Source organism: Pseudoalteromonas sp. PA2MD11 (assembly GCF_017808125.1).
In the GTDB taxonomy this organism is placed as follows: domain Bacteria; phylum Pseudomonadota; class Gammaproteobacteria; order Enterobacterales; family Alteromonadaceae; genus Pseudoalteromonas; species Pseudoalteromonas simplex.
Map to the genome: position 1 here is coordinate 208,882 of NZ_JADKNF010000005.1, position 25,394 is coordinate 234,275.

The following is a 25,394-nucleotide window of genomic DNA, read 5'->3' on the forward strand; positions in this document are numbered from 1 at the left end:
CTACTGAGCCCATTTTTTATTAAGCAAATGAGGAATGTGCTCCATTGATGCCAGCACCATATAAATAGCCTGTAGGTCACCTTGCTGTTGTAACTGCTTAAGCTGTTCAGCGGTTAAGCCGTTTAGCACCTGTTGGTTAATAGTATAAAAGCCGCTTACTGTGACTTTTTCGCCATTTTTATCTGCATATTCAATACTGAAAGCTTCGAGTAAATTAACGCTAAGCAAACGCTCAAAAAACAGATTAATTGTTTGGTGTTCTTGATGTAACGCGTTAAGTACTTGAGCAATATGATTTAAGTATTCGCTATTTCCACCATGTTCAAGGAAAATTGCTTCGCCATCATGTGTGCTTATGCGTGGGCTGTCTAAATCAATATGTACCACCAGAGATTGCTCAGGAATACCATTGTTATACTGAGTTTGTTGACCAATTAAAAATGGCTGGCGCTGCATACTTAGTGGTAAGTAACTCAGTTGTAATTCGCCTTGCTCGTTTAGCAGCAAGTTCTCACCATTTTCAAAACCAAATAAAGCGAGGGCTTCGAACTGACCTGTTTGCGGGTGCTTACGAAATACAATAGGTTGATTTGCTTGAACTTTAGCAAACTCACTAGGAAACACGGTAGTGCAGCTAATATTGTCGCCCCAGTTAGCACCGCGTGTGGTGATCACTTTTAGGTCTTTATGGCTGATGTTATCAAGTAAGACATGATTGGCCATTGGGCCTCCTAATACTGAGATTAAATAGGTTGTATACCAAATTGCTGAATATGATTTAACAGCTCGCGGTTAGTTGGTAGTTGTTGTAATCCGCGTTTAGCTTGTTGTTGGTTAGCACTAAAATGCTCAATAATTGCCGCAGGCATTGCAAGTACAGGAAACTGTGGCAATTGCTTCATGCCATAAAGCACATACTGGTAACTGGCTGCAGAGAAGACCTCTTGAGCACGGTCAAAGTCGTTTAACCACGGACTTTGATATTGCCAAAGTGCTAAGTTTTCTTGAAGTTGCAGAGGAATTGAGTTTGCCTCTTTATGAGCTTGCCAATAAGGGCTTGTGCGCTTTGACAACACATAATGCAGCTTTAAAAACTCAATGATACGTTGCCAGCGATAATGGCACTGCTCATCAAACCGTTTTGCCAGTGTCGGCATTGCAGCACGATGTGTTGGGAAATTAGCAAGTAAGTTATTCAGGCCAAGCTCCACCATGACTAACGCTGAGGCTTCAAGTGGTTCAATAAAGCCTGCAGACATACCAATAGCTAAACAGTTTTTATACCAAAAACGGCGTCTATAGCCGGGCGTAAAACTAATTTCACGAAATATCAGTTCATTTTGTGCTGTGCCAGGCTGGGTTTTTGCAATGTACTGGCTAAGCGCTTGTTTCGCATCTTCGCTATTGGCAAAACGACTTGAGTACACCATACCTAGACCACGGCGGCTTTGTAAGCCGATATCCCAAATCCAACCAGCATCTTGCGCCGTGGCTTTGGTATAAGACAGAATCTCTTGCTGCGGGTTTAAATAGGGCACCTGTACGGCAACGGCTCGATCGTTAAACAACACATCGTGTTGCTCAATTAGCTCTATCCCGTAATGTTGATGTAACAGCTTTGCGTGGGTGCCAGAGCAATCAATAAATAAATCACCCGCAATAGTGCCATGATCGCGGGTTTGCAATGAACTAATATAGCCATCTTCATCACTATTGATGCTTTCAACATGACTGACGATATGCTCAACGTTTAGCTTGGTCGTGCAGTGTTTTTGTAGCAGCATGGCAAACTTACCAGCATCTAAATGATAGCCATAGTTTGCTTCACCTTGATAGGCACTATGTAAGTGGTTTTTCGGTGCTTTATGGTGATCGCATAAGTAGGTTTGGCTTGCCACCGCGTGGCTGAAACTCACGGCATCTTTGTTGGCAAACCAGTAAGGTGCAATATTTAATTGCTGATACGCTACAGGTAAGCTGAATGGGTGATAATAATGAGCATCGCCTTCATCGTCGCACCAGCCATCAAAACGTGAGCCTTGTTTAAAAGACGCATCACAACGTTGAATAAATTCACTTTCGCTGATGCCGATGGTTTTTAAGGTTTGTCGCATGGTCGGCCAAGTACCTTCACCGACACCAATGGTGGCAATATCGGGCGACTCAATCAGGGTAATTTGTGCGTTCTGGGTTAAATGAGGCTGGGCAGCAATTAAACCTGCAGATAACCAACCTGCTGTACCACCACCTAAAATGACGACTTTTTTTACTTCATTCTTTTGCATGTTTAAGGCCATCTCAAATGCTATGTAGACAAACTAGCATAAATACGAAAAAAAAAGCCGCTGTTGAGCGGCTTTTTTGACAACAAAATGCTAGAACGAGTAGCGGAAGCCGATGTTGTAGCGCGCACCGTATTGGTTTGCACGTAACAGCTGCTCAGAGTAACGAACGTAAGTACGTTGCGTTTCATCTGTCAGGTTAAGGCCTTCAACAAACACAGTTAGGTTCTCGTTAACTGAATAGTTCACGTTAATATCCCACTGGCCATAAGACTCAGTAAAGATTGGTGAAGCATGTTGGTCAAAGCCGGTTAAGAACTCATCACGCCAGTTATAAGAAATACGAGCCGATAAACCGTTTAAATCATAAATCGCAGAGAAGTTAGCTGAATCACTTAAACCCGGTAGGGCAAATTGATAGCCAATAGCATCTCGGTCTGCTTCAACATCACCAAATACGAAAGTCGCGTTAGCGGCAATACCAAAGCCAGAATCACCAAACATATGTTGCGCTGCTAGTTCCCAGCCCCATAGGTTTGCTGTTTCAACGTTGTTATCACGCGATACGAAGAAGCTTGCCAGTGGATCTGTATCGTTACCAACGATAGGTGTGCCTTCTTCAGTGCCTTGGTTTTCGTTGATCTTATCGTGGATTGCTTGGTCAGATGGTTGCTCACCTGCTGCTGCTAAATCGTCACGCGCTTGCTCTGCACGATCACCAATGAATGGGTCTGTAATACCATCAATCGTTTCTTCGGTTGTGATATTTACAAGGAAGTTATCAACTTGCTTACGATAGTAACCCGCAGACACATAGCTGCCTTCACCGTAGTAGTATTCAAGTGACAGGTCGATATTATCTGAAGTATAAGGTTTTAAGTTCGGGTTACCCACAGCCACTTTACGTTGACCCACTTTCGGGTTACCTAAGAATGACGTTGTTGAGCGAAGCGCGCCAACAGGAGGACGAGCAAGGCTACGGCTGTAAGAGAAACGTGCAATAACGTCTTCAACTACTTCGATGTTCATATCGATGCTAGGTAAAAACTCTTTGCTACTACCTTCACCGTTTGAGAATGAACGTTCATCAGCGTAAATGTATGACCACTCGTTACCGTTAACCCATTCCATTGCAACAGCAGGGCGCTCTAAGCTGTTTGCTGTAACATCTGTTGATTCGTAACGTAAACCCGCAGTGATGTTCACTGGCATACCGTTAAATTCTGTTTCGAAGTTAGCTTGTGCGTATACCGCAGTTGTTTCTTCGCTTACACGATGATCGTCATCGATTGGACCCGCTTGTACCATGCCGTTTACATCAGCAGGCCAGCTACATGCGCCAACGCCGCCATCAGGGTGATCACAGTCAATGCTTTCGGCAATCGCGACAATGTCATCGAAATCAGCATCGTAGTAGTAATTTAATAGCTTATCGCTACCACCACCAGAGAAGCCATCAAGTAAACCTGAGCTGTCGACACGAGTGAACATGCTGTCATCGTACCAATCAGCTGACATTAACCACCAACCAGCAGCAAGCTGACCTGAGTAGGCTGTAGTCGTACGGAAATCAATTTTAGTGTGTGATACACCAAAGTTAATGCTCGATAGGGCACCGCTGTTTTCGTTATACCACGTACCTTTCAACTGGTATTGGTCAAGGTCGTTGGTGTTAGTGTCTTTGTTTACACCGGCGAAAAGGGTCCCCATGTCGCTCGGTAAAATTTCTGCTTGGCCATTGGTTAATGTCATATCGATAAGCGGAATTTCGCCTTTGCTGAAGTCAGCCATTTTTTCGTCGATATTCACTGTTGGGTTTTCACACCATGAACATGACGTGTTACCAATAATCATAAACGCATCATGGCCGATACCCACACCGGCACTTTCAGCTGACGAGTTGTGCGCATCAAACTCGATGTTTAAATTGTCTGTTACTTGCCAATCAATGTTTAAACCAAGTGATTTATTTTCGTTAGTAGTTGCACCGCGGTTTAAGTTTGTTGAGTAGTCACCACCAATTTCAGTTACTTGCGTGTAAGTACCGTTTTCATTGATAGTTGCTGCGCTAACATTACCGCCATTGTTGAACCACACACCAAAGCTACGGCCATCTTTTTCAAACTCGAGTTTTGAGTAAGTGTAATCAACGGTTGCAGTAATGCGGTCATTCGGTGCGTATTGCAGCACAAGTTGACCATTGGTACGTTTGCGTGAATTGTCTGAAAACGCGTAACCTGCATTTTGCGGATACCAGGTTGCGCCATCTGCGCGCTGGTTGTTATCTGTCAGTGCTAAATCAGGAGACGATGAAATATCAACATTTGGGATCCAGTTATCAACCGCCATTGATTGTTCGCGGTTATCACGTTCTTGAACTGAGCCTGAAATTAAAATCCCGAATTTGTCATCGTTGAATGTGTTGCTGTAGATACCTGAAAGCTCAGGCGTTACATCATCACCTGTTTCGTTTGATGTGTCGTGAACTGCTTTTGCGCCAATCGAAGCGTGCAAACCAGGATTAGAAAGAGGTTTAGCTGTAGTGATATTAACTGTTGCACCAATACCACCGCTAGGGATATCAGAACGCGCTGTTTTATATACTTCAACACCGCTCACACTTTCTGTTGCGATGTCACCAAAATCAAATGAACGACCGCCAGTTGTTGGCATTTGGCGATTGTTAAGGGTTACTAAGTTAAATTCAGGGCCAAAACCACGAACCGTAATTTTGCTACCTTCACTATTACTACGGTCAATAGACACACCGGTAATACGTTGTAAAGATTCTGCTAGGTTGGTATCAGGGAATTTACCAATGTCTTCAGAGGTAATTGCATCAACAACACCTGCAGATTGACGTTTGATATCCATTGATTTTACTAGGCTTCCGCGAATACCTGATACTTGTATTACTTCAATATCACTTGCTTTGTCGGGCTGTTCTTCGGCGACAGCTGAGTGAGGAACTAGCGCGCTTAAACCCATTGCCATAGACAGGCTAATAGCAAGCTGCTTTTTCTTGAAAAGTGTGTGGTTCATGCAAATCTCCAGATTTGGTTTTATTTTATGTTGTTGTCTATTTTTGTAAGCGCTTACATTTCTTTCCAAAAAAAATCGCCGAACCCGATTTTTGAAATGTAACCGCTTACATTAAGTTATTAGAAAGTAAAACAATCGTCAACATAAATAACGCTTATAGTGAAAGGTAATATCTATGTTTATGTTATTATGAGAATTATTCTATCAATGGATTTATTTATTTTAGGTACGAAATTGGCGTGTTAATGCTAAAAATAAAAAACTGAGTCTTTTACATTTGTTAAAACGAGAGGTATTTGCGTGCAATCAGTGAAATGGAATAAAGAAGTATTCACCCCAAGCAAAATTATTTGCGTAGGTCGTAATTATGCTGCGCATATTGCAGAGCTTAACAATGAAACACCAACAAATATGGTGCTGTTTGCAAAACCAAATAGCGCCATCACTGATTCTCTTAATAGCGAACACTTAGGTGAGGCTCTACATTACGAAACTGAGCTTTGCTTTTTAGTTAAAGATAAACAGCTGGCAGCGGTTGCGCTTGGGCTTGATTTAACCAAACGAGGCTTACAAAGCACACTTAAAGAAAAAGGCCTGCCTTGGGAGCGCGCAAAAGCATTTAATGGTTCAGCGCTTTTTACTGAATTTGTTGCGGTGAATGACAGTTACCATTATCAATTTAGTCTGAAGATTGATGGTAAAGAGACCCAATTCGGCGATACAAAGTTAATGCTGCATAACGCTGAGCAAATCTTAGCTGAAATCAGTGAATTTATGGACCTAGAAGATGGCGATATCATTATGACTGGCACGCCTGAAGGGGTAGGGAAGGTTGTCGCTAATTCAAGCTTTGTTGTAACCCTTATGGATGATCAACAGGCGTTGCTATCTCATCAGTGGCAGGCTCTTTAAGCGGGTCTAAAATGTAGCGCTGGTAATAAGTTGAAAACTCAGGAAAGCTTTGTTCGAGCCAAGTTCGTTGGCTTTGCTGGTATCTCTCACTTGGCAGTACCTTGTTTTTCAGCGCCTCATTAATTTCTGCAAGCACTTTTTCGGCATAATTATTAGGCGCGTTCGTTGAGCAACCAATGGCGCCAAAAACCACATTCTGAGCCGGATTAACAATGGTGAGCTTTTGAATATTCTGTTGGTTTTGTTGATTGTAATAATCAGCAACGTAGGGGTAATCAATGGTGTAATCAATGTAGCCATGCTCTAACTGCGAGAGTAAAGCAAAATTTGGACTACTGCCATTACCACTTAATGCTGCACTTTCGTAAAGCTTGGTATTTTTCGCAATCTTATCTAATTGACTGCCAAATTTACGTGCAGCGTTTTGACCATAAATAAAATTAGCATCAGTAAACAAAGAGATAAGTGATACTGGGTTACCGTGTTTTTGCTTAATTTTCAGTGCTTTCTCTTCGGTACTTAATACGCTAAAGGGTGGGTACACTGTGGTTGGGATTGAGTAAGTAGCGCGGTTGGTTTTTTTATCACGATGGATCATGCAGGCATAGCACGCCATTTGTCCGTCATCGAGATATTTACTGCCACGTTTTTGCGGTAACATCACTTTGTTGTGGTTAATGTTGGGTAAGGCTTCAATCAACATATCGGTAATTTCATTGCATAGCCCACCATGGGGATAAGCGTTACTTTTCTCGATAAAGAAGGGCTTACCATCATTTTCAAGCCAGGTAATTGAGAGCTGCTCAGAGGCATGAGTAATGGGAGCAAGTAAAATCCCTGCAACTACGCATACTACTTGTTTTATGTATTTACTCATTAACAACCTACATAGTGAAATGCTATGAATAACTATACACTAAAGTATGGGTAAAATTGTAGGTTGAGTATAAAAATGATGAATAAGTATTAATAAGCCTGTCAGATCACAGGCTTATAATAATGCACATAATTGCTTAGAAAGGCATAGGATAGCGGGTAAATACATCAGCGATTTTATCGTTAGCTTCATCGCTTAATTGCACCGAGAAAGCATCGATATTTTCTTTTAACTGCGCCATTGATGTTGCACCTATAATCGTTGAGCTTACGCCATCCACTTGATCACACCAAGCCAATGCAAGTTGTGAAGGTGTTAAATTAAAGGCGTTAGCAATTTCAACATATTCAGCAATCGCAGCGCGTGATTGTGCTGTGTCTCTAAATAGGCCATTACGTTGCACTAGCGTCCAACGACTACCTTCAGGGCGAGCACCATTTAAGTACTTACCACTTAGCATGCCGCCACCTAGTGGTGACCAAGGTAGGTAAGCAATATCTTCATGAATACATTGTTCAATCAAATACGGCCAATCTTTAGCGTGCAATAAACTAAATTCGTTTTGAATTGATACCATGCGCGGAAGGTTATGCTGCTCACTTAAGCGTAAGTACTGGCTGATGCCCCAAGGTGTATCGTCTGATAAACCACAGTGCTTAATTTTACCAGCCTTGATACAGTCATTCAGCCCTTCAAGAATATCTAACATACCCGCGATATTTTGCTCGGTGTCAGCCTCTGAGAAGCACACTTTACCTGGCCACTGTTTACCAAAGTGCGGTGATGTACGGTTAGGCCAATGTAATTGGTATAAATCGATAACCTCAGTTTGCAAGCGTTTAAGAGATGCATCAACGGCTTCAACCACTGCTTGGCGAGTAATATCGCCTGCATCGCGTACCCAAGGTAAGCCGTTACCCGCAATTTTAGTAGCAATGACAAGATCATCGCGTTTGTCTTTATTACGCGCTAACCAATTACCGATGATCTCTTCTGTCTTGCCGTAAGTGTCTGGAGAAGGTGGAACGGCATACATTTCTGCGGTATCAATAAAGTTAACGCCTTTATCTAATGCATAGGCGATTTGTTCATCGGCATCGGCTTGGTTATTTTGCATACCCCATGTCATGCTACCTAAGCAGACACGAGATACATCAATACCACTTCGACCAAGTGGGCTATAAAGCATAATAGATCCTTGTTAATCGCTAGAATGGGCTTTTAGTGCAGTTAATAACTCATCATTTAACTGCGCTTTTTTACCCGTTTTAAAATTAAACATAACCACCTGTGATGAGCCAATGGTTGTTACTGCGTCTTGGCTTTCACTAAATACAGTGTAATGCATCATAAAACGATCGTGTTCAATGTCACTAATCTTTACACCAACATGCACCGTATCAGGAAATGTCACCGGGCGTTTATAGCGAGCATTGTTTTCGCTGATCACCGGACCCACACCTGTTACTTGTAAATCTTTAAGAAAACCTAGTTGAGTAAAAAAATCGATACGGGCTGTTTCAAAGTAGCGAAAATACACCACATTATTGACGTGCTGCAGGGCATCCATTTCACCCCATGCAACATTAATTTTTGTTCTGATAGGGTGTTGTTCTATAAACGATTGCATAGTAAATCTTCGTTGATTGTGAGAAAACTTAGGTTAGCAATATGCTGCTTTTAGCTCAAGGAAATTAGAAAACTCAGTAGATTGTGCTAGATTTATAAGTTCACGCTTACGTAAAGTGTGAGCAAAATGAACACACATTAAAGGACCTTAATTATGCAGCAACTAACCTTGAGGGTGATAAAGTGGATTGCACTTTTCATCTTACTCGCTCTAGCTTTGCTCTGTTATAGCATGGGCACAATGTCAGGATTTATCGCTTTAATTGTCGTGGGCTTGTTATTCGAAGCCGCGTTTTGGTTATTTGGCGCACGGCTAATCAGTCGCAAAAAACCAAACCAACAAACAAGCCAAACCTCTTAGCTTGCACTCTCAGGAAGTTTAAATATAATAACTGTATATATAAACAGTTGTTGTATTCCTGATGAAAAAATTCATTCACATCGATATGGACTGCTTTTATGCAGCCGTTGAGATGCGTGATAACCCCGCGCTTGCGAATGTGCCACTGGCTATAGGTGGTAATAGTCGTCGCGGGGTGCTATCAACAGCTAATTATATTGCCCGTAAATATGGTGTGCGCTCGGCGATGTCGAACTATCATGCCAAACAACTGTGCCCCGATCTGGTTATCGTGCCCGGACGAATGCAGGTTTATAAAGAAATCTCCACGCAAATTCGCGCCATTTTTGCAAAGTACACAGACCTTATTGAGCCGTTATCGTTAGATGAAGCCTACCTTGATGTAACCGACAGTACCGCATGCAAAGGCAGTGCAACACTCATGGCACAGCAAATCCGCCAAGAAATCTATGACACCACTGGGCTGACAGCCTCAGCGGGCGTTGCGCCAATAAAGTTTATTGCCAAAATAGCCAGCGATGAAAATAAGCCTAATGGTCAGTTTGTGGTATTACCCGATCAAGTTGATGACTTTTTGGCAAGTTTACCGCTTGGCAAAATTCCCGGCGTTGGCAAGGTGACCTTAGAAAAGCTGCAACTTAAAGGGCTTTACACAGGGGCTGATGTGCGTGCGAAAGGGGTTAATTGGATGCAGCAGCACATTGGTAATTTTGGCGTCTCTTTATATCAAAAGTGTGCAGGCGAGTACGTTGGCAAAGTGTCAACTGAGCGAGTACGAAAGTCACTCAGTGTTGAGCACACCTATGAATACAACAAAAATAATTTAGACGAGTGTTTAAGCCAGTTACCCCGCTTGATGGATGAATTAACCCGCCGTCTTGATAAACAACAGTTAAACAACCGCATCAATAAATTATCGGTAAAAGTAAAATTTGCCAATTTTGTCGTGACCAGTGCCGATCAAAGCCACCATCAATTAGACGAACGCATTTTTGCTGAGTTAATGAGTAAAGCCTATGAGCGAGGTAATAACCAGCCAGTACGCCTGTTAGGGATAGGTGTCGGAATAAAGAGTCAGGCTCACGAGCATTTTCAGCTGAGTATATTAGACTAAAGGTTAACACCTTGGTGCTTGAAAGTTTGTTAGTGTCTAGTTGGGGTGCTAGGCCTGCCTAGTTCAACACCTTAGACAACATTATAACTTAATAAGAGAGATGACTATGCAATCGGTCGTAATCGTGCTGCTCGGAATAGTCGGTATGTTGTTCGGATGGTTCTTTTATTCGAAATTCATCGCCGAAAAAATATTTAAAATGGATGATAATTTTGTCACACCTGCTCATGAACTTGAGGATGGTGTGGATTATGTGCCAACTAACAAAGTTGTGTTATGGGGTCACCATTTCACCTCTGTTGCAGGTGCCGCGCCAATTGTTGGCCCTGCGATTGCCGTTTATTGGGGCTGGGTGCCTGCGGTACTTTGGGTGGTATTTGGTACTATCTTTTTTGCTGGTGTTCACGACATGGGAGCTCTTTGGGCCAGTGCGCGTAACAAAGGTAAATCAATGGGCGCTTTATCTGAAAGCGTAATTGGTAAACGCACCCGTGCATTATTTATGATTGTGGTGTTCTTAGTGCTACTGATGGTGAATGCGGTATTTGGTGTGGTGATTGCTAAATCATTTGTATCGCAACCTAATGCGGTATTTCCTGCTTGGTCAGCGATTGTCGTGGCCTTAGTTATTGGTCAGTTGCTACGCCGTAAAGTGTCGTTAATTCCGCTTTGTTTAGTTGGTGTGGGAATTCTGTATTACACCATTTACCTTGGTAGTGGTATGCCAATTTCATTACCTGATGAAATGTTTGGTCTAAGTGCGAATGCTAACTGGATCATTATCTTATTTATCTATGCAGCCATTGCTTCGTTATTGCCAGTATGGATGCTGTTACAGCCTCGTGACTTTATCAACGGTATGCAGTTATTAGTTGGCTTAGTGCTTCTTTACGGTGCGGTGTTTGTGTCAATGCCAGATATCACAGCGCCTGCGTTTAATACTCAAACGGCGGTTGATACACCAAGTATTATTCCATTGCTATTTGTGACCATAGCTTGTGGTGCGGTATCGGGTTTCCACGGTATTGTGTCTTCAGGTACCAGTTCTAAGCAGCTGAACAAGGAAACTGATGGCCGCTTTGTGGGTTACTTAGGTGCGGTAGGCGAAGGTATGCTTGCACTTATAACACTCGTTGCAGTTAGTGGTGTTGCACTTGCTGTATCACCTGAAGAATGGCATGAAATTTATAGTCACTTAGGTGCAGGTAGTGTCAGCGCCTTTATTAATGGTGGCGCTAACTTAATTGAAAGTGGTTGGGGTATCTCGCAAGAGGTGGCATCAACCTTACTTGCCGTGATGGTGGTCTTGTTTGCGGGGACTACCATGGACTCTGGCGTGCGCTTGCAGCGTTATATCATTCAAGAGTGGGGTGATATTTATAATATCAGCATCATTCGTAATGGTATTGTAGCTACACTTATTGCAGTACTTAGCTGTTTACTGCTTGCCTTTGGTGCTGGTGGCGCTGACGGTAGCGGCGGTATGATCATTTGGCCATTATTCGGTTCGACTAACCAAATCTTAGCAAGCTTAACCCTACTGGTTATCTCGGTAATGCTAATTAAAGCGAATCGCCCGGCTAAATACACGCTTATACCAATGAGTTTCGTACTAGTTATGGCGTTCTTTGCTGGGGTTATTAAACTGGGCGAGTACTATCAACAAGGTAACTGGTTACTGGTGACACTTGATTTGTTAGTACTGGTCGTGAGCGTACTGGTTATGCTTGAAGCTTGGTCTGTGATTGTTAAGCATCGTAAAGACTCAGCACACATTACAGAGTAGTAAACTTAGCTTGCCAGCCTTATAGTAAGCTGTCTTACTTGGCTGGCAATAGCGCCCTAAATCAATGATAATAAGGTCCTATGTTTTAACAGCAGGACCTTTTTTATGGCATACCCTCATGCAGTTGCAGCCCCTCAACTAGCGGATGCAAATCACGATGCATTGATTATTATCGGTGATGATTTTTCTTCTTTAGCAGACGCAAGCTTAAGTCAAGCTATTAGCGCTCAACAAGCTGTAGACGCACGTATTGGCAAACAAGTTACATTACTTGTAATTGACTCTAAACGCGTTATTTTAGCGCCTACAGGCCCTCTAAACCGAGATTATGATGATGTACGTCGTTACTTTGATGCAGCAAAGCAAGGTGTACTAGAAGCGAAAGCATCGGGTAGCATTCAGCCTGCAATTTTACTTGCTAATGTAAATCAAGACAGCCGTTACAAGCATGCCCTTGAAGTGGCTTATTTAGGTGCTTGCCAAGCGCTATGGCAACCACTTGAGGCTCGTGAGTTCCACGGTCAAGCGATTGAACCAATTAGCCAAATTAGCCTAGTGGGCGCAGATGAGGCAATGAGCAAAGCGCTTAATGCTATTGCTGCCGGTCAATACGCTGCACGTGATTTATGTGGTACAGAACCTGAACGTATGGCACCACCACGTTTTGCTGATTACTGCGTTGAGTTATTTGCGGGTAGCAAGGTGTCTGTTGAAGTGATTTCAGATATCAACACTATCGATAAAGATTACCCAATGATGAGCACCGTAGCGCGCGCATCTTACGCTGTTGAGCGTCATCACCCACGTGTTGTGAAACTAGAATACGTGCCTGAAGGCGACGTTGAGCGTACCTTAATGTTTGTTGGTAAAGGTTTAGTTTACGATACCGGTGGTGCAGACCTTAAAGTGGGTGGCTTTATGGCAGGTATGAGCCGCGATAAAGGCGGTGCAGCTTCGGTTGCTGGCTTTATGAAATCAGTGGCTGACTTTGCACCAAAAGGCGTAAAAGTAATTGCCTATTTAGCCGTAGTTCGTAACTCAATTGGTTCTGATTGTTTTGTTCCTGATGAAATCATTACCAGCCGTGAAGGTGTGCGTGTTCGTATCGGTAACACAGATGCTGAAGGCCGTTTAGCAATGGGTGACCTATTAAGCGAAATGAAAGATCGTGCTTTAAACGAAGTAAATCCAGAGCTATTCACTGTTGCAACACTAACAGGCCACGCAGCACGTGCTATGGGTCCTTACAGTGCGTATGTTGAAAATGGTCCAGCTCGCGCAGCGAAAATTTCACGCCAAATTGCTGACTTAGGCGATTTATGGGCAGATGGCGCCGAAGTATCTCGTAGCCGCCGTGAAGATTATGACTTCATTCGTCCTCGCACGTTAGCTGACGATGTATTATCAAGTAACAATGCAGCTTCTGCAGTGACAGCTCGTGGTCATCAGTTCCCAATGGCATTCTTAGCGATTGTTGGTGGTTTAGATAAGCATGGTACTGAATCAGCGCAGCCATTACCGTATGTTCATATGGATATCGCAGGCAGTGGTGTAGAAGGTGGTGATTGGCAACATGGCAAGCCTACCGCCGCAACAGTAAGCAGCTTATTCGCTCGTTATTGTTTGTAAGTTGTAAGTTTAAAAAGCATAAGCTTTAGACACAACCCTGTGCTCTAAAGCCTATGCTTGGTCAGGTTTAGTCTTTTATGTTCTTCTTTCGGTTTCTACGAATAAAGCACAGTGCGCCGAGCATTAGTGTAAAGTAACCTGATACACTGCCGCTTGCTTTATCATCTGGGGTTGCATGCTCTGGAATACCATCTTCATTGGTGATTGTGATTACTTCATCAGCGTATTTTTCATTGAATGATTCAGACTCTAATAGGAGAGTGAAGCGTCTTGAGCCATCTACCTCTGAATTATCAATAATGTCGATCGTAATGTCTTTTTGTGTTTCGCCTTGAGCAAAGGTAAGTACTTCATCAAGAGCTGTAAAATCAGTGCCGCCGACCGCGCTATCATCCGTCGTTTTTATACGAACTTTTGTTTCAAAATCGGTTGGATCGGATTTGATTATACCAACTAATAGTTGGCCGCTATTTTCTGATATTTGTGTGTCTGAAATGTCTAATTCATAGCTGAAATCAACATCGTTGTCTTCAATCGTTACAATTGATTCATTGAAGATTATGTCACTTTCATCAGATGCTAGTTTGATATTAAAAGAGCGAGAACCATCAACTTCATTATTATCAAATATATTTATAGCTAGTTCTTTTTCAGTTTCTTGGCTCGAAAAAGTAAGGGTCTCATCAAGTGCTGTATAATCTTCTCCAGCAATAGCATCCACGTCTTCGGTGTAAATTCGTATTTTCGAACTACTATCTAAGCCTGAGTTTTTAATGACCTTGAATGTTACTTCATTTTCGTCTTCGGCTATATTGAGAGTATTACTATTAAATTCATAATCTTGCTGAGGTTGAGTGCCCGAAACAGTGAAAAGATCAAATGACGCATCACCTTTTTCACCTTCTATGATATGACTTAGTCTCAGCTGTGCGGGAGTTGTTCTGTAGTTAGATAGATCAACCGTCACTTTTTCCCAAATGTCGCCGTCGGAGTGTTGTTGGCCTTCTTTTCGCCATAACTCAGCCCACGTTTGCGCATTATCGGCGGATACCTCGATAATACTAGTTCCCATATCTTTGCCGTGCATATTGAAGTAAAACTCCAATGTCGGTTTTTCGATGAAGCTCAAGTCATAGCAAGGGCTTAAGTAGTTTAATTTGTCACCTTTTTTGGCATATACAATGTCATCAAAATCAGTGTCATCCCGTTTGCTACTATCAATTTGTAAATAGCTGTGCCCCTCAAAGGGTTCATCAGCACCTGTTCTGCTTGAATTTGAATCAGGTGAGGTTCTAAAAAAGAAGCCGTTATTAGCTACATCTTGAACCCATGGCTGCGCTATTTCTTGATTAAAATTAAAGCCATCTATATGTGGGAATTGAGTAACTATAATTGAGTTTTCGCAGTTTGGTACGGTTCTACCTTCACCAAATTGATTAAAAAGATGGTATTTATCTCTTTGCAAAACATACTGCATACGGTCTATTTGTTGTGCAGAAAAGTGCGTACGGCAGGTATTTTTTCCTTGGCTCATTATGTTTTTGGCATCAGGGGCGTAGGGAGTACCTTCTTCATCTTCGGCAGAGCCTGTGTATTCGCAATTTTCAATATCATCATCTAAGTCATCAAAAGAAGGAGGGGTGTCGATTATCTGGTCACCGTACAAGTAGCCACGTTCACCGATTTGCACTGAAATAGGTTCATCATCACCATCGGCAAAGGTATGCAATAAACTGAGGTTATGGCCGATTTCATGTGCGAGTGTCGTTGTAACAAGGTCTTCTGTATCAATTAACACACCATCTACGCCAAAGTAAGGAAAAAACGCATTACCATTGACGCCATCAAAGTCTGCGACCATGACATTTAAAGCTGATTTATCAAAATAAGGCTCAATAAATAACACTCTATTGTCTGGTGAGTAATCGTCGTCATAAAAACCAGGCATCTCTTCGTTGGTTACGAAGTCAATAGATTTATAGTGATATGAGTAACCTGTACCTTGATAATGTGAATTTAAGTTTTCAATTGATTGCTCAATAGTGGCTTGGTCAACTTTGGCATTAGCGCCATCTTTATCGGTTGCTGCAACAATAAAGTGTAATGGAATTTGTTTTGTTTGAGTTGTATCTGCCAGCGCTTGATTAGTTACTCCGAGTAGCGAGTAAGTGCAAATTGCAGCTAACATAGTACGCTTTAAGTGTGTGTTCTTTTTGGGGTGTATGTTTCTTGAAGGCACTTTGGTATCGCTCCTTATTATTTTTGTAATAGTGATTAAATGCCAATGGCAATTTAATTCAGCACACCCCATTAGTTCCTTTTTAATTTATTTATGTAAATCTCGTTAATATCTATTTATCATCTTTTTTTTATCTATTTAATAAAGATCTAATTAAATCAGTGGGTTGAATTTTTAGTGGCTTCAAAAATTACTAGGGGATAAAAAAGAAAGGTTATAGAAAAACCCCGCAAACCATTGCAGGGCTTTTGAAGTGCTGTGATCAATCGAGTTTGAAACGGTTAACTACATCGCTCAATGCTTGTGAGCTATGCTTTAAATTATCACTGGCGTTGGAAAGTCCTTGGGTATTCGACAGTGATTGCTCGGTTGATTGTGAAAGCTCATTAATCCGCAAGTTAACTTCATCTGCGGCGCTGGTTTGTTGCTCGGTAGCGCGGGCAATTTGGCTGTTCATATCTTTGATAATGGTGACTAGTCGTTCAATTTCACTAAGGGAGCTATTTGCTTCACCTGCCTGTGAAACCGTTTCACTTGATAACTGCTGACTTGCTGATACAGCATCAACAGCAGCTTGTGCACCGGTTTGTAGTTTACTGATCATGGCTTGAATTTCGTCAGTACTTTTACCTGTGCGACTTGCTAATGTACGTACTTCGTCAGCTACAACGGCAAAGCCTCGGCCTTGCTCACCAGCACGTGCTGCTTCAATGGCTGCATTGAGTGCCAGTAAGTTGGTTTGCTCTGCAATGCTGCGGATAACATCAAGCACTGAGCCTATGTTGTTACTCTCTGCAGCAAGGTCGGCAGTAACCTTACTCACTTGTTCAATGTTACGCGACAAGGTTTCAATGGCGGTGATGGTCTTGTTAAGAACCTGCTTGCCTGCTTCGGCATTTTGTGCAGCTTCGTTAGCGGCATGCTCAGCTTGTTCAGCATTCTGACTGACATCATGAATTTGATGGGTCATTTGTTCCATCGCAGTAGCCACTTGAGTTGAGCTGTCGTTTTGCAGTTCTATAAATGAATGATTGGTTTTGCTGGCATCATCAACGCTGTGGGCAAACTGATTCACTTGCTCTGCGTTATCGGCAACATGTTTTAGTGACTCACGCATTTTGGCCGTGTACAAATTAAAGTAGCGCGACAAACGAGACACTTCATCATTGCCGTTTTCATCAAGCTTTTGAGTTAAATCACCTTCACCTTGTGAGATATCTTTCATCATATTTGCGGCAAGTTGTGTCGGACGAAGAATACTATTGGCAATTAGGTAGCTAAGCGCAACCAGTAGGGCAATAATCACTACCGCGGTGATAATGACATGGGTACGAAGTGACGAGAACGCCTCTTCAATGGTATCAATGTAGACACCAGAGCCAACAATCCATTGCCACTTTGCAAACCCTTTTACGTAGGCAATTTTATCAACGGGCTGATCTTTACCTGGCTTTGGCCACTTATAGGGAATAAAACCCTCTCCTTGTTTTTTGACGATATTAACCATATCGACAAATAACAACACACCATCTGGATCTTTACTGCCCGCTAGCGATTTACCATTTAATTCTGGCTTAAACGGGTGCATGACCATAACGGGTTCATAATCGTTGATCCAAAAGTAATTGTTATTGTCATAACGTAGTGCAGAAATTGTTTCGAGGGCTGCTTGCTTGGCTTGTTGCTCACTCAGCTTACCTTGCTCAAACAACGCATAGTTATGCTCAATAATAGAGTAGGCTGACTCAACAAGGTTTTGGGTTTTTATGTATTGCTCTTGCTTTAGCGAGCTGTATTGCTGCGTTAAACTCGAGACGCTCAAAAATATCAGCCCTATCACGACCACACTCACTAACATGGCGAGGCGCTGAAAAATTGTAAAACGGCGTAAGTAATTCATGTGTGTTCCTTCGTCATGCTCATAAGAGCAATGTATTAAGCGTAGCCAAAATAGGTCGAAAATCTAGTTAAATAGTAGAATACATTGAGACAAAAAAAAGGCTGATTTAACAATCAGCCTTTAGTCTAAGTTACCGAAATTAAACGTGATTACTCAACGTTAAAGTGTCGGTTGAAGAAACTTGTGATGGTTTGGTGTAAGTGCGTTTGTACGCTCTTGCCACGTAAACTGTGTTTTGAGCCCGGATAAGTCATCATTTCGAACTGTTTTTCTTGATCTTGCAGTTGTTTGAATAACTTAGTGGCGTGAGTGAATAACACGTTATCATCAGCCATACCGTGATAAATCATCAGCGGGCCTTTTAACCCTTCAGCATACGGGAAGACAGCACTTGCTTCGTAACCTTTCGCGTTAGTTGCAGGGTGGCCTACATAACGCTCAGTGTAGTGAGTGTCGTAAAGTGCCCAATCAGTGACTGGCGCACCAGAAACACCGGCTTTGAAGTAGTCGCCCGCTTTAAACATGGTCATAAGCGCCATGTAACCACCGTAGCTGTGGCCATAAATACCAATACGCTCAGGATCAACGTAATCAAGGGTGCGTAAGAACTCGACACCTTTGATTTGATCTGCCACTTCAGCCACACCTAAGTGCTTATAAATTACGTCTTCAAACTTTTTACCACGATTGTATGAACCACGGTTATCAAGTTGGAAAATAACATAGCCTTGTTGTGCCATGTACTGGAAGTATAAGTTTTTACTACGCCAGCTGTTCGTTACACGCTGAGCATGAGGGCCGCCATACACGTTAACAATAACTGGGTGCTTTTTACCGTCTTGGTAATTAGTTGGCTTGAATAAACGGTAATGCATGATTTGCCCGTCTTCAGCCGTTAGTGTGCCGTATTCTGGGGTGATCAAATCAGCTAGGTAAGGCGTTAATGGGTGTGACTTATCTAACTTGTTTTCTTCAAGCCAAGTGATAAATTCGCCATTAATTTTACGTAATGCCGCAGAGCCAGGCTTATTCACTGATGAGCTGTTATCGATAAAGGTTTTGTTATCTTTAGCAATTACCACATTATGGTAAGCACCTAGCTCAGTTACGCGCTTAATTTCGCCTTTTTTGAATAGCGGTACGCTGTAAAGGTGGCTCTCAAGTGCTGTGTCTTTACGACCTGCAAAATACACGATGCCTTTTTTCTCGTCGATACCTTTTAAGCTATCAACAACCCATTCACCTTGGGTGATTTGACGGATCATTTCACCGTTTGTGCGGTATAAATAAAGGTGTTTAAAACCGTCGCGCTCAGATGCCCAAACGAAATGCTTTTTATCGTTTAAGAATTGCAAATCAAAGTGTAGGTTAATCCAAGTATCACTGGTTTCTGTTAGGGCAACCGTTTGCTTTTTCGTTTCGCTATTATAAAAACGTAACTCTAAGTTATGTTGCGAGCGGTCTTGCCACTGATAAGAAAGCGTTTTGTTATCTTTTAACCATTTTGCGCGAGCGATATAAATATCTTGATCGTCGCCTAAATCAACCCAGTCAGTTTTTTGATTGTTGATGCTTACAACACCTAACTGAATTTTAACGTTGTCGGTACCTGTAAACGGGTAGCGTTGGTTAAAAAGCTTTACTTCATCGGCGTAAATTTCATTACGGATCGCTTCTTTTACTGGGCTTTCATCAACACGGGTATAAGCGATTTTAGACTCATCACCAGACCACCAGTAGCCAGTCATACGGCCCATTTCTTCTTGCGCAACAAACTCGGCCATACCGTTTTTAATAACACCGCCACCATCTTTACTTAATTGGATTTCTTGACCCGTTTTTAAGTTAAGTGCGTATAGGTTCTGCTCACGAATAAACGATACGAAGTGCCCTTTAGGTGAGAAGCGTGCATCGGTTTCAAATGCGTCTGTGTCGGTTAATTTGCGGCTTTTAGCTGAGGCAAGCTCGTAATAGTAAAGGTCGCCATTAAGTGGGAATAAAAGCGCTTTACCATCTTTAGACCATTTATATTCTAAGATCCCTTTACCAAAAATACGTTGGCGCTCACGGCGTGCTTTTTCTTCATCAGATAAGTTTTCTGGACCAGAAAATAGCGCAGCAGAGTCAACTAATAAGCGGTTTTTGTTATCTTTTAAGTTGTATTCCCATAGATCGTAGCGGTTGTAATCATCGGTTTTACCTTGCAGGTAAGTGACACGACTGCCGTCTGGAGAGAATTTAAGTTGTACAGGCGCTTTGCCTGCTAAGCTTGGATCGTCAAAAATACGCTCAAGTGTGAGTGGTTCAGCAGTCACACTAAATGCAGTGGCCACCACTGGCAGAGCAAGTGAGAGAGATTTAATTTTTTTTAGCACAGGAGTACCTTCGCTCGAATAAAAACTGCCATGATGTTAATGGTAAGCTTAGGCAACTGCAACAAAATGCTATAAAGTAGGATTTGATTACCCAATATCAAAGGATTTATTGATGAAAAATACTGATACGTCGTTTTCTCTGGCCCCAGAACTACAACGCGACTGCATTGAACTTGCGGATTGGCCACTGTGTAAAGTATTGCTGATGAATGATAGCCAATACCCTTGGTTTATCTTAGTGCCAAGAGTTGCAGACGTTAAAGAGATTATCGATCTGTCTGAAGAGCTACAAATTACCTTATTACAAGAGTCGGGCAAACTGAGTAAGTTGTTACAACAGGTATTCAGCCCAGACAAACTCAATATAGCAGCATTGGGTAATATGGTGCCGCAATTACATGTTCATCATATTGCGCGTTTCACAACTGATGCAGCTTGGCCGACACCAATTTGGGGTAAATTACCTGCAGTGCCTTATACTGATGAACAAATAGAGCAACTAAGAGCACATTTTTAATCAATCATATTAAATTGCGCTAAGCTAAGTAGATGCGAAAAATAAGAGACTAATAAAAGTGAAAAGCACAGTAATAGCCGTATTGGCTTTTCTATGTTCATTTTCCGTAACAGCAAAAAGTTATTACTTTGTTGGGAGCCATTTCCCCGCAATCTTAGAACAAGATCAACAAGGTACAGTGATTGGTTTAGGTGCTGATATTGCTCATGAAATTTGTCGACGCCTTGGGCATGAACTCGTCATCGATATCATGCCACTAAAGCGTGCTTTAAAAATGGTTGAGCAAGGCCATGCAGATGCCATTATCGGTCCTTATAAGTCTCTTCAACGTCAACAATATATGCAATTTAGTGCCTTGCCATTTTATGAAGATCCTATTGTCTTTTTTACCAAAAAAAATAGCGATGTAACTTGGGCTGGTAATTTCGCAAGCTTACGTAAAGACGTGATTGGTATTACTCGGGGTTGGAATTATGGTTCAGAATTTAAACGCAATAAATCAAGTTTAACTTTGTCAGAAGTGGCGAGTGTTAAAGCTAGTTTTTTACAGTTAATGCACAATCGAGTTGATCTAGTGATGACTCACCCGCGAGCCGCTCTTCCGATTATTGATGATTTATCAATTTCTAGTAAGGTTGTCATGCTGTCGCCAATCATTACGGTGAATCAAGGCTATTATGGTTTCACTAAGCAACGGGAGCTTAATGAGTTTATAGATGACTTTAATTCAGAGTTTAATAAGATGTTGATTAGTGGTGATATAGTCCAGCTGAATAGCAAATATGGATTAAGTTTTGTCGCACGAGAATAATAAAAAACGCTGCAATTGCAGCGTTTTTTATATCAGACAAGGCTGGTATTAAAGGCCTAATACTTCTTTGCCTTGTTTGAAAGTAACATCAACTGGGATATTAGCTTGGCTTAATTTTTCTAAATCTTTCGCTAGCTCAGCTTTGATCTCACCATGAGTTGCGATTAGCTGATCAACTTTTTGGTAATCACCGTCACCTTGAATCGTTAAGATTAAGCGCGATAGTTTTTCCATTGCTTGGCTCATTTTCTCCATGTTAACGCTGTATAAGCCGTCAGCATTTTTAGAAAATGCGCCTTCTTCAGCGAAGAAGTTAAAGCGGATCATATTCGCTTTACCATGTGCGCTTGAAGCACCAAAACGCACTGAACGGAAGATACCAGCCATAAAGGTGATGTAGTAATCTTCTAATGTACCGTCAGTGATCTCGCCTTTCTTAAGTAATTGCTCAACCATGTAAAGACCTAAGATATCCGCTTTACCTTCTTCAAGGGCACTTGCATGCTCTTGCAATGATTGGCGAACAGTACCCTTACCCGTAATGGTGTTTTTAATGCCTAAACCGTGCGCTACTTCGTGGAACATCGTGTTTGCGAAGAAAGCGTCAAAGGTAATGTGTTTACGTTGCTCAGGAACAATTAGCTGCTCTGAAATAGGCACTAAGATTTTATCGAACTTAGCACGCATTGCGTTTTTAAGCTGTAAACGACGTGTGCCTTTTTCTAGCTGTACTTGCTCATCATTTGGCAAGTTGATAGCAATTGTTTTACTACCCGCATTTGAGTGGCCTGCGTAATAAACGACATCATAAGCATTTAAGTCAGCGTCTGAACCTGGGACTTCTTGCTTATATTTTTCGTCTACAGGTAAACCTTTTTGTAGCTCTGGTAAGAAAGCAGCGAATTTAGCTAAACGCTCGCTCCATGCCAAGTCTTTGATTAGTACATAAGATTCATACGCCGCACGGTAACCAAATAGTTGATCTTCATAGGTTTCAATAGGACCAATAACCACATCAATAGGGTTATTTTTCATATCCATCCATGCAAAATCAGATGGTTGAAAGTCATCATTTACTAGTGCATCTGCACGCATGCTTAAGTAGTTAGCGAATTCTTTATCATCAGCTAGCTTGCTTGCTTCACGTAACAAGTTGGCTGCTTTTTCTAGCTCTTGTGCGTACTCAACAGAGTAAGCCACACTGTAAAGAAGGCCTTTCTCGTCACGTTTGATCACTGAGTAAAGACCTGTTTTGTCATCAACGATTGCGTTGTTTAATTCTTCTTTAGTGATATCGCTTGGGTAAAATTCAGCGCCTAGAGGCTTTTCTTCATAACCTGATAAGAAAACTTGGTCGCCGTTTAAGCGATCCCAAGGGCCGTAGTTGATATCTGCAAACTTCTGAACTTTTTCATCATTGATTTTTGCTAAGAAAGCGTCTTTGTTCTCACCAAATGCTTGGCGCCAGAATAGCTCATCCATAATTTTTGAGGCATCGATCAACTTACCAACCATTTGCTTTTGGTTATCACTCAGGTGGCTAAGATCAGAAGTAAGTGTGAAGTCTGTGTAAATGTCTAAACGGTTTTCATCTGCATTGATAAGTTGTGGGTTGTTCTGTTCAATACTTTGCTTTGTTTGCTCTGCAGCAGGCTGAGTTTGAGAAGTGGTTGCTTGCTGATCAGAACATGCACCAAGAAAAACAGCACCAGATAAGATAAGTGCTTGGCTAATTTTATTTAATGTCATTTTGCCCGTTCCCGATTTTAGTGAGAGTCATTGTTATTAAAACAAAAAGTGTATGCATTAAAGCAAACCTGTCATATACATGGCAAGTATACAGCGCTAGAAGCGATATTTATTTATCAGTTACATGATTAAAAAGCATAAAAAGAGATAATTTCTGTGATTTTCTTAACTTTAGCGTTAAGTTAGACAATACTAAAACAAGAACTAATCTAATAATGTCAGTCATTAGTTTGTCTTTATTTTGGCAAACTAACCCAAGAGGATGGCACGCATATGTCAACAGAGAATGCATTACTGACCATATTGGTCGACAGAATAAATAATGACACTTTAGTGTTACCGACATTACCTGAAGTTGCAGTAAAAGTGAGGCAAGCAGCAGATAATCCAGAAGTAAACTTGATGGATATGGCAGATGTTATCTCCCATGATCCAGCGTTATCGGCACGAATGATTAAAGTGGCCAACAGTGCATTTATGGGGCGCTCAGTTAAAGTCACCAATCTTCATCAAGCCGTCACACGAATTGGTCTACGTCAAATCAAAAATATTGCCACCGCAATGGCGATGGAACAATTGTTTGTATCGCATAATGAGCTGATAAAAGGGTATATGGATAAAGCATGGCAAAAAACCCTTAAAGTTGCATGTCACTCAATTACTCTAATGGACTTTTTCTTACGTCGAAATAAGCAAACATCACTGAACCGAGATACCATTACGCTAGCTTCATTAGTCTATAACATAGGCGTGTTGCCAATTTTGACTGAGGCTGAAAAGCACCCTGAAGTTTTTGCAAATCCAAGTTTTTTGGCACACGCTATCCAAAAATTAGGAGGCAAAGTAGGTGGCGCAATTATGCGTGCTTGGGGCTTTACTGATGAGTTCGTCGAAGTTGCTGAAAGCTGGGCAAATCCAAACTATCGTCCAGAGCATATATGCTATGTTGACTTTATTCGTATTGGCGCGATTTTAGAAGGCATCTTGCAGGTTTCTGACAAATCGGCAGCATTGCAAACATATGTAGATAAAGGCGTAATAGAATCGCTTGAGTTATTTAATGAAGACGAATATCACGATATGCTTGATGAGGTCAAAGCCATTTTTACTGAATAGCTAAAAACACAAAGCGCGACCAAGTCGCGCTTTGTGTTAATTAACATTTAGGTTAATTTTATAAATCTTCAGCGTCGCCTAAGCCTTGGGTCAGCTCTTCTAGCAACTGTTTAATTTCTTCTGACGCTAAGATGAAGTCAGCATCAAGTTTTACCGCCATATCTTCTTTTGGAATGTCGGCGTTTTCTTCTTTTAATGTTTCTGAATAGCTTAGACGCTTAATCGAGCCATCGTTTTGTAGCATGAACTTAACGCGCTCTTGCCAATCAAGAGCCAGTTTAGTTACGCGCTTACCATTTTCTAGGTGTGACTTTACTTCGTCACATGATAAGTCATGGCCTTTCAATTTAACCTGAGCACCACTGTCATCGGCTTCTTCAAGCTCTGCATCGTTACCGATAGAGAAGCCTTCAGGAGTGCTGAAATTAGTTAACCAATCGGTTAAAAATACATCTAAATCATAATTAGCAAATGCAGGTACGACAGGTAGCGTGCCAAGTGATTTACGAAGTAGAGCTAAAAGCTCTTCTGCTTTATTAAAGCTTGCGCTGTTAACCACAACCCAGCCATTCTTTTGGTCAATAAACGCAAACTGTAGGCTCGACTTTTTAAATGCTTGAGGCAGTAAAGTGTGCAGAATATTTTCTTTTAGTTCGTCTTTTTCTTTTTTCTTTACCGGACGGTTTTCTTCCGCTTCGATTTGCTCAACTTTCTCTGCAACCAATTCGTTGATAACGGCCGCAGGCAGTACTTTTTCTTCACGCTTAGCGCATACTAGAATGCTGTCTTGAGAGAAGTGAGATAGAGTTTGACCATGCTTACCAAAGGCTTTTGTCCAACCAAATGTTGAAAGCTCTTGGCCTGTACATGAGCGGAACAGATCTTGTTCTAGGGCTTTGTCGAAGTCTTCTTGAGAGTATGAAACGTCTTGTTTAAAACGGTAGCAGATAAGGTTACTAAACCACATAATTAGGCTAATCCTTTCAATAAATTTGCCCAATCATAACAATAAAAAACTGATGCCGAAATGAATCATTTCGCCATCAGTACGAATT

19 protein-coding genes are annotated in these 25,394 nt (G+C 41.7%); 8 read left to right on the plus strand and 11 right to left on the minus strand.

The window, feature by feature from the left end:
* The 3 genes from ISP07_RS08520 to ISP07_RS08530 form a co-directional block, all read right to left on the minus strand.
* Positions 1-723, minus strand: coding sequence for a SapC family protein (locus ISP07_RS08520; protein WP_209327368.1), 723 nt, complete (start codon positions 721-723; stop codon positions 1-3).
* Positions 724-743: 20 nt separating this feature from the next.
* A complete protein-coding gene (locus tag ISP07_RS08525) occupies positions 744-2,285 on the minus strand; it encodes a tryptophan halogenase family protein (protein WP_209327369.1) in 1,542 nt (513 codons plus the stop codon).
* Positions 2,286-2,375: 90 nt separating this feature from the next.
* The gene (locus ISP07_RS08530) at positions 2,376-5,324 is read right to left on the minus strand and encodes a TonB-dependent receptor (protein ID WP_228290555.1); all 2,949 of its coding nucleotides are present in this window, start codon (positions 5,322-5,324) and stop codon (positions 2,376-2,378) included.
* A gap of 300 nt (positions 5,325-5,624) precedes the next feature.
* Between ISP07_RS08530 and ISP07_RS08535 the strand changes: the two genes are divergently transcribed.
* Positions 5,625-6,236: a fumarylacetoacetate hydrolase family protein gene (locus ISP07_RS08535; protein WP_209327370.1), complete on the plus strand. Its 612-nt coding sequence runs from the start codon at positions 5,625-5,627 to the stop codon at positions 6,234-6,236.
* On the opposite strand, the gene ISP07_RS08540 is transcribed toward ISP07_RS08535, so the two are convergent.
* The 3 genes from ISP07_RS08540 to ISP07_RS08550 all read right to left on the minus strand — a co-directional run bounded on the left by ISP07_RS08540 (position 6,187) and on the right by ISP07_RS08550 (position 8,743).
* Entirely contained in the window at positions 6,187-7,113 is a 927-nt protein-coding gene (locus ISP07_RS08540) for an ABC transporter substrate-binding protein (RefSeq protein WP_209327371.1), read from the minus strand. The two genes, ISP07_RS08535 and ISP07_RS08540, sit on opposite strands and share 50 nt — an antisense overlap.
* 136 nt (positions 7,114-7,249) lie before the next feature.
* A complete protein-coding gene (locus ISP07_RS08545) occupies positions 7,250-8,302 on the minus strand; it encodes an aldo/keto reductase (protein WP_209327372.1) in 1,053 nt (350 codons plus the stop codon).
* A gap of 12 nt (positions 8,303-8,314) precedes the next feature.
* On the minus strand, positions 8,315-8,743 hold the full coding sequence (locus tag ISP07_RS08550; RefSeq protein WP_054552595.1) for an acyl-CoA thioesterase: 429 nt from the start codon (positions 8,741-8,743) through the stop codon (positions 8,315-8,317).
* A 153-nt stretch (positions 8,744-8,896) separates the two neighbouring features.
* Between ISP07_RS08550 and ISP07_RS08555 the strand changes: the two genes are divergently transcribed.
* The 4 genes from ISP07_RS08555 (at position 8,897) to ISP07_RS08570 (ending at position 13,632) form a co-directional block, all read left to right on the plus strand.
* Positions 8,897-9,103 carry a hypothetical protein gene (locus tag ISP07_RS08555; RefSeq protein WP_054552594.1) on the plus strand — a complete coding sequence of 69 codons (207 nt, stop codon included), beginning with the start codon at positions 8,897-8,899 and terminating at the stop codon, positions 9,101-9,103.
* 61 nt (positions 9,104-9,164) lie between these two features.
* Positions 9,165-10,217: a DNA polymerase IV gene (gene dinB / locus ISP07_RS08560; protein WP_054552593.1), complete on the plus strand. Its 1,053-nt coding sequence runs from the start codon at positions 9,165-9,167 to the stop codon at positions 10,215-10,217.
* 106 nt (positions 10,218-10,323) lie between these two features.
* Entirely contained in the window at positions 10,324-12,003 is a 1,680-nt protein-coding gene (locus ISP07_RS08565) for a carbon starvation protein A (protein ID WP_209327373.1), read from the plus strand.
* A gap of 105 nt (positions 12,004-12,108) precedes the next feature.
* Positions 12,109-13,632: a M17 family metallopeptidase gene (locus tag ISP07_RS08570; RefSeq protein WP_209327374.1), complete on the plus strand. Its 1,524-nt coding sequence runs from the start codon at positions 12,109-12,111 to the stop codon at positions 13,630-13,632.
* A 67-nt stretch (positions 13,633-13,699) separates the two neighbouring features.
* On the opposite strand, the gene ISP07_RS08575 is transcribed toward ISP07_RS08570, so the two are convergent.
* From ISP07_RS08575 to ISP07_RS08585, 3 genes are all read right to left on the minus strand, one after another.
* Positions 13,700-15,820 carry a Calx-beta domain-containing protein gene (locus ISP07_RS08575; protein ID WP_209327375.1) on the minus strand — a complete coding sequence of 707 codons (2,121 nt, stop codon included), beginning with the start codon at positions 15,818-15,820 and terminating at the stop codon, positions 13,700-13,702.
* Between the two features lie 313 nt (positions 15,821-16,133).
* The gene (locus ISP07_RS08580) at positions 16,134-17,771 is read right to left on the minus strand and encodes a methyl-accepting chemotaxis protein (protein WP_138616072.1); all 1,638 of its coding nucleotides are present in this window, start codon (positions 17,769-17,771) and stop codon (positions 16,134-16,136) included.
* 149 nt (positions 17,772-17,920) lie between these two features.
* A complete protein-coding gene (locus ISP07_RS08585) occupies positions 17,921-20,146 on the minus strand; it encodes a S9 family peptidase (protein WP_209327376.1) in 2,226 nt (741 codons plus the stop codon).
* Positions 20,147-20,258: 112 nt separating this feature from the next.
* Here ISP07_RS08585 and ISP07_RS08590 point away from each other — a divergent pair, with 112 nt between their 5' ends.
* Entirely contained in the window at positions 20,259-20,663 is a 405-nt protein-coding gene (locus tag ISP07_RS08590; RefSeq protein WP_209327377.1) for an HIT domain-containing protein, read from the plus strand.
* 58 nt (positions 20,664-20,721) lie between these two features.
* Complete coding sequence (locus ISP07_RS08595) at positions 20,722-21,474, plus strand: substrate-binding periplasmic protein (RefSeq protein WP_209327378.1); 753 nt, start codon at positions 20,722-20,724, stop codon at positions 21,472-21,474.
* A gap of 48 nt (positions 21,475-21,522) precedes the next feature.
* Here the strand turns inward: ISP07_RS08595 and ISP07_RS08600 are convergent, their stop codons facing one another.
* On the minus strand, positions 21,523-23,223 hold the full coding sequence (locus ISP07_RS08600; protein WP_138600398.1) for a dipeptidyl-peptidase 3 family protein: 1,701 nt from the start codon (positions 23,221-23,223) through the stop codon (positions 21,523-21,525).
* A 273-nt stretch (positions 23,224-23,496) separates the two neighbouring features.
* Here ISP07_RS08600 and ISP07_RS08605 point away from each other — a divergent pair, with 273 nt between their 5' ends.
* Positions 23,497-24,339: an HDOD domain-containing protein gene (locus tag ISP07_RS08605; protein ID WP_054552584.1), complete on the plus strand. Its 843-nt coding sequence runs from the start codon at positions 23,497-23,499 to the stop codon at positions 24,337-24,339.
* A gap of 58 nt (positions 24,340-24,397) precedes the next feature.
* Here the strand turns inward: ISP07_RS08605 and rdgC are convergent, their stop codons facing one another.
* Complete coding sequence (gene rdgC / locus ISP07_RS08610; RefSeq protein WP_054552583.1) at positions 24,398-25,306, minus strand: recombination-associated protein RdgC; 909 nt, start codon at positions 25,304-25,306, stop codon at positions 24,398-24,400.
* Between the last annotated feature and the right edge of the window lie 88 nt (positions 25,307-25,394).

Bases quoted from the DNA above. Each gene is read 5' to 3' on its own strand.
- ISP07_RS08570 (WP_209327374.1), top strand. From the start codon at position 12,109: ATGGCATACCCTCATGCAGTTGCAGCCCCTCAACTAGCGGATGCAAAT.
- ISP07_RS08580 (WP_138616072.1), bottom strand. From the start codon at position 17,771: ATGAATTACTTACGCCGTTTTACAATTTTTCAGCGCCTCGCCATGTTA.
- ISP07_RS08555 (WP_054552594.1), top strand. From the start codon at position 8,897: ATGCAGCAACTAACCTTGAGGGTGATAAAGTGGATTGCACTTTTCATC.
- rdgC (WP_054552583.1), bottom strand. From the start codon at position 25,306: ATGTGGTTTAGTAACCTTATCTGCTACCGTTTTAAACAAGACGTTTCA.
- ISP07_RS08545 (WP_209327372.1), bottom strand. From the start codon at position 8,302: ATGCTTTATAGCCCACTTGGTCGAAGTGGTATTGATGTATCTCGTGTC.
- ISP07_RS08600 (WP_138600398.1), bottom strand. From the start codon at position 23,223: ATGACATTAAATAAAATTAGCCAAGCACTTATCTTATCTGGTGCTGTT.
- ISP07_RS08605 (WP_054552584.1), top strand. From the start codon at position 23,497: ATGTCAACAGAGAATGCATTACTGACCATATTGGTCGACAGAATAAAT.
- ISP07_RS08530 (WP_228290555.1), bottom strand. From the start codon at position 5,324: ATGAACCACACACTTTTCAAGAAAAAGCAGCTTGCTATTAGCCTGTCT.
- ISP07_RS08575 (WP_209327375.1), bottom strand. From the start codon at position 15,820: ATGTTAGCTGCAATTTGCACTTACTCGCTACTCGGAGTAACTAATCAA.
- ISP07_RS08540 (WP_209327371.1), bottom strand. From the start codon at position 7,113: ATGAGTAAATACATAAAACAAGTAGTATGCGTAGTTGCAGGGATTTTA.
- ISP07_RS08565 (WP_209327373.1), top strand. From the start codon at position 10,324: ATGCAATCGGTCGTAATCGTGCTGCTCGGAATAGTCGGTATGTTGTTC.
- ISP07_RS08525 (WP_209327369.1), bottom strand. From the start codon at position 2,285: ATGCAAAAGAATGAAGTAAAAAAAGTCGTCATTTTAGGTGGTGGTACA.
- ISP07_RS08520 (WP_209327368.1), bottom strand. From the start codon at position 723: ATGGCCAATCATGTCTTACTTGATAACATCAGCCATAAAGACCTAAAA.
- dinB (WP_054552593.1), top strand. From the start codon at position 9,165: ATGAAAAAATTCATTCACATCGATATGGACTGCTTTTATGCAGCCGTT.
- ISP07_RS08550 (WP_054552595.1), bottom strand. From the start codon at position 8,743: ATGCAATCGTTTATAGAACAACACCCTATCAGAACAAAAATTAATGTT.
- ISP07_RS08590 (WP_209327377.1), top strand. From the start codon at position 20,259: ATGAAAAATACTGATACGTCGTTTTCTCTGGCCCCAGAACTACAACGC.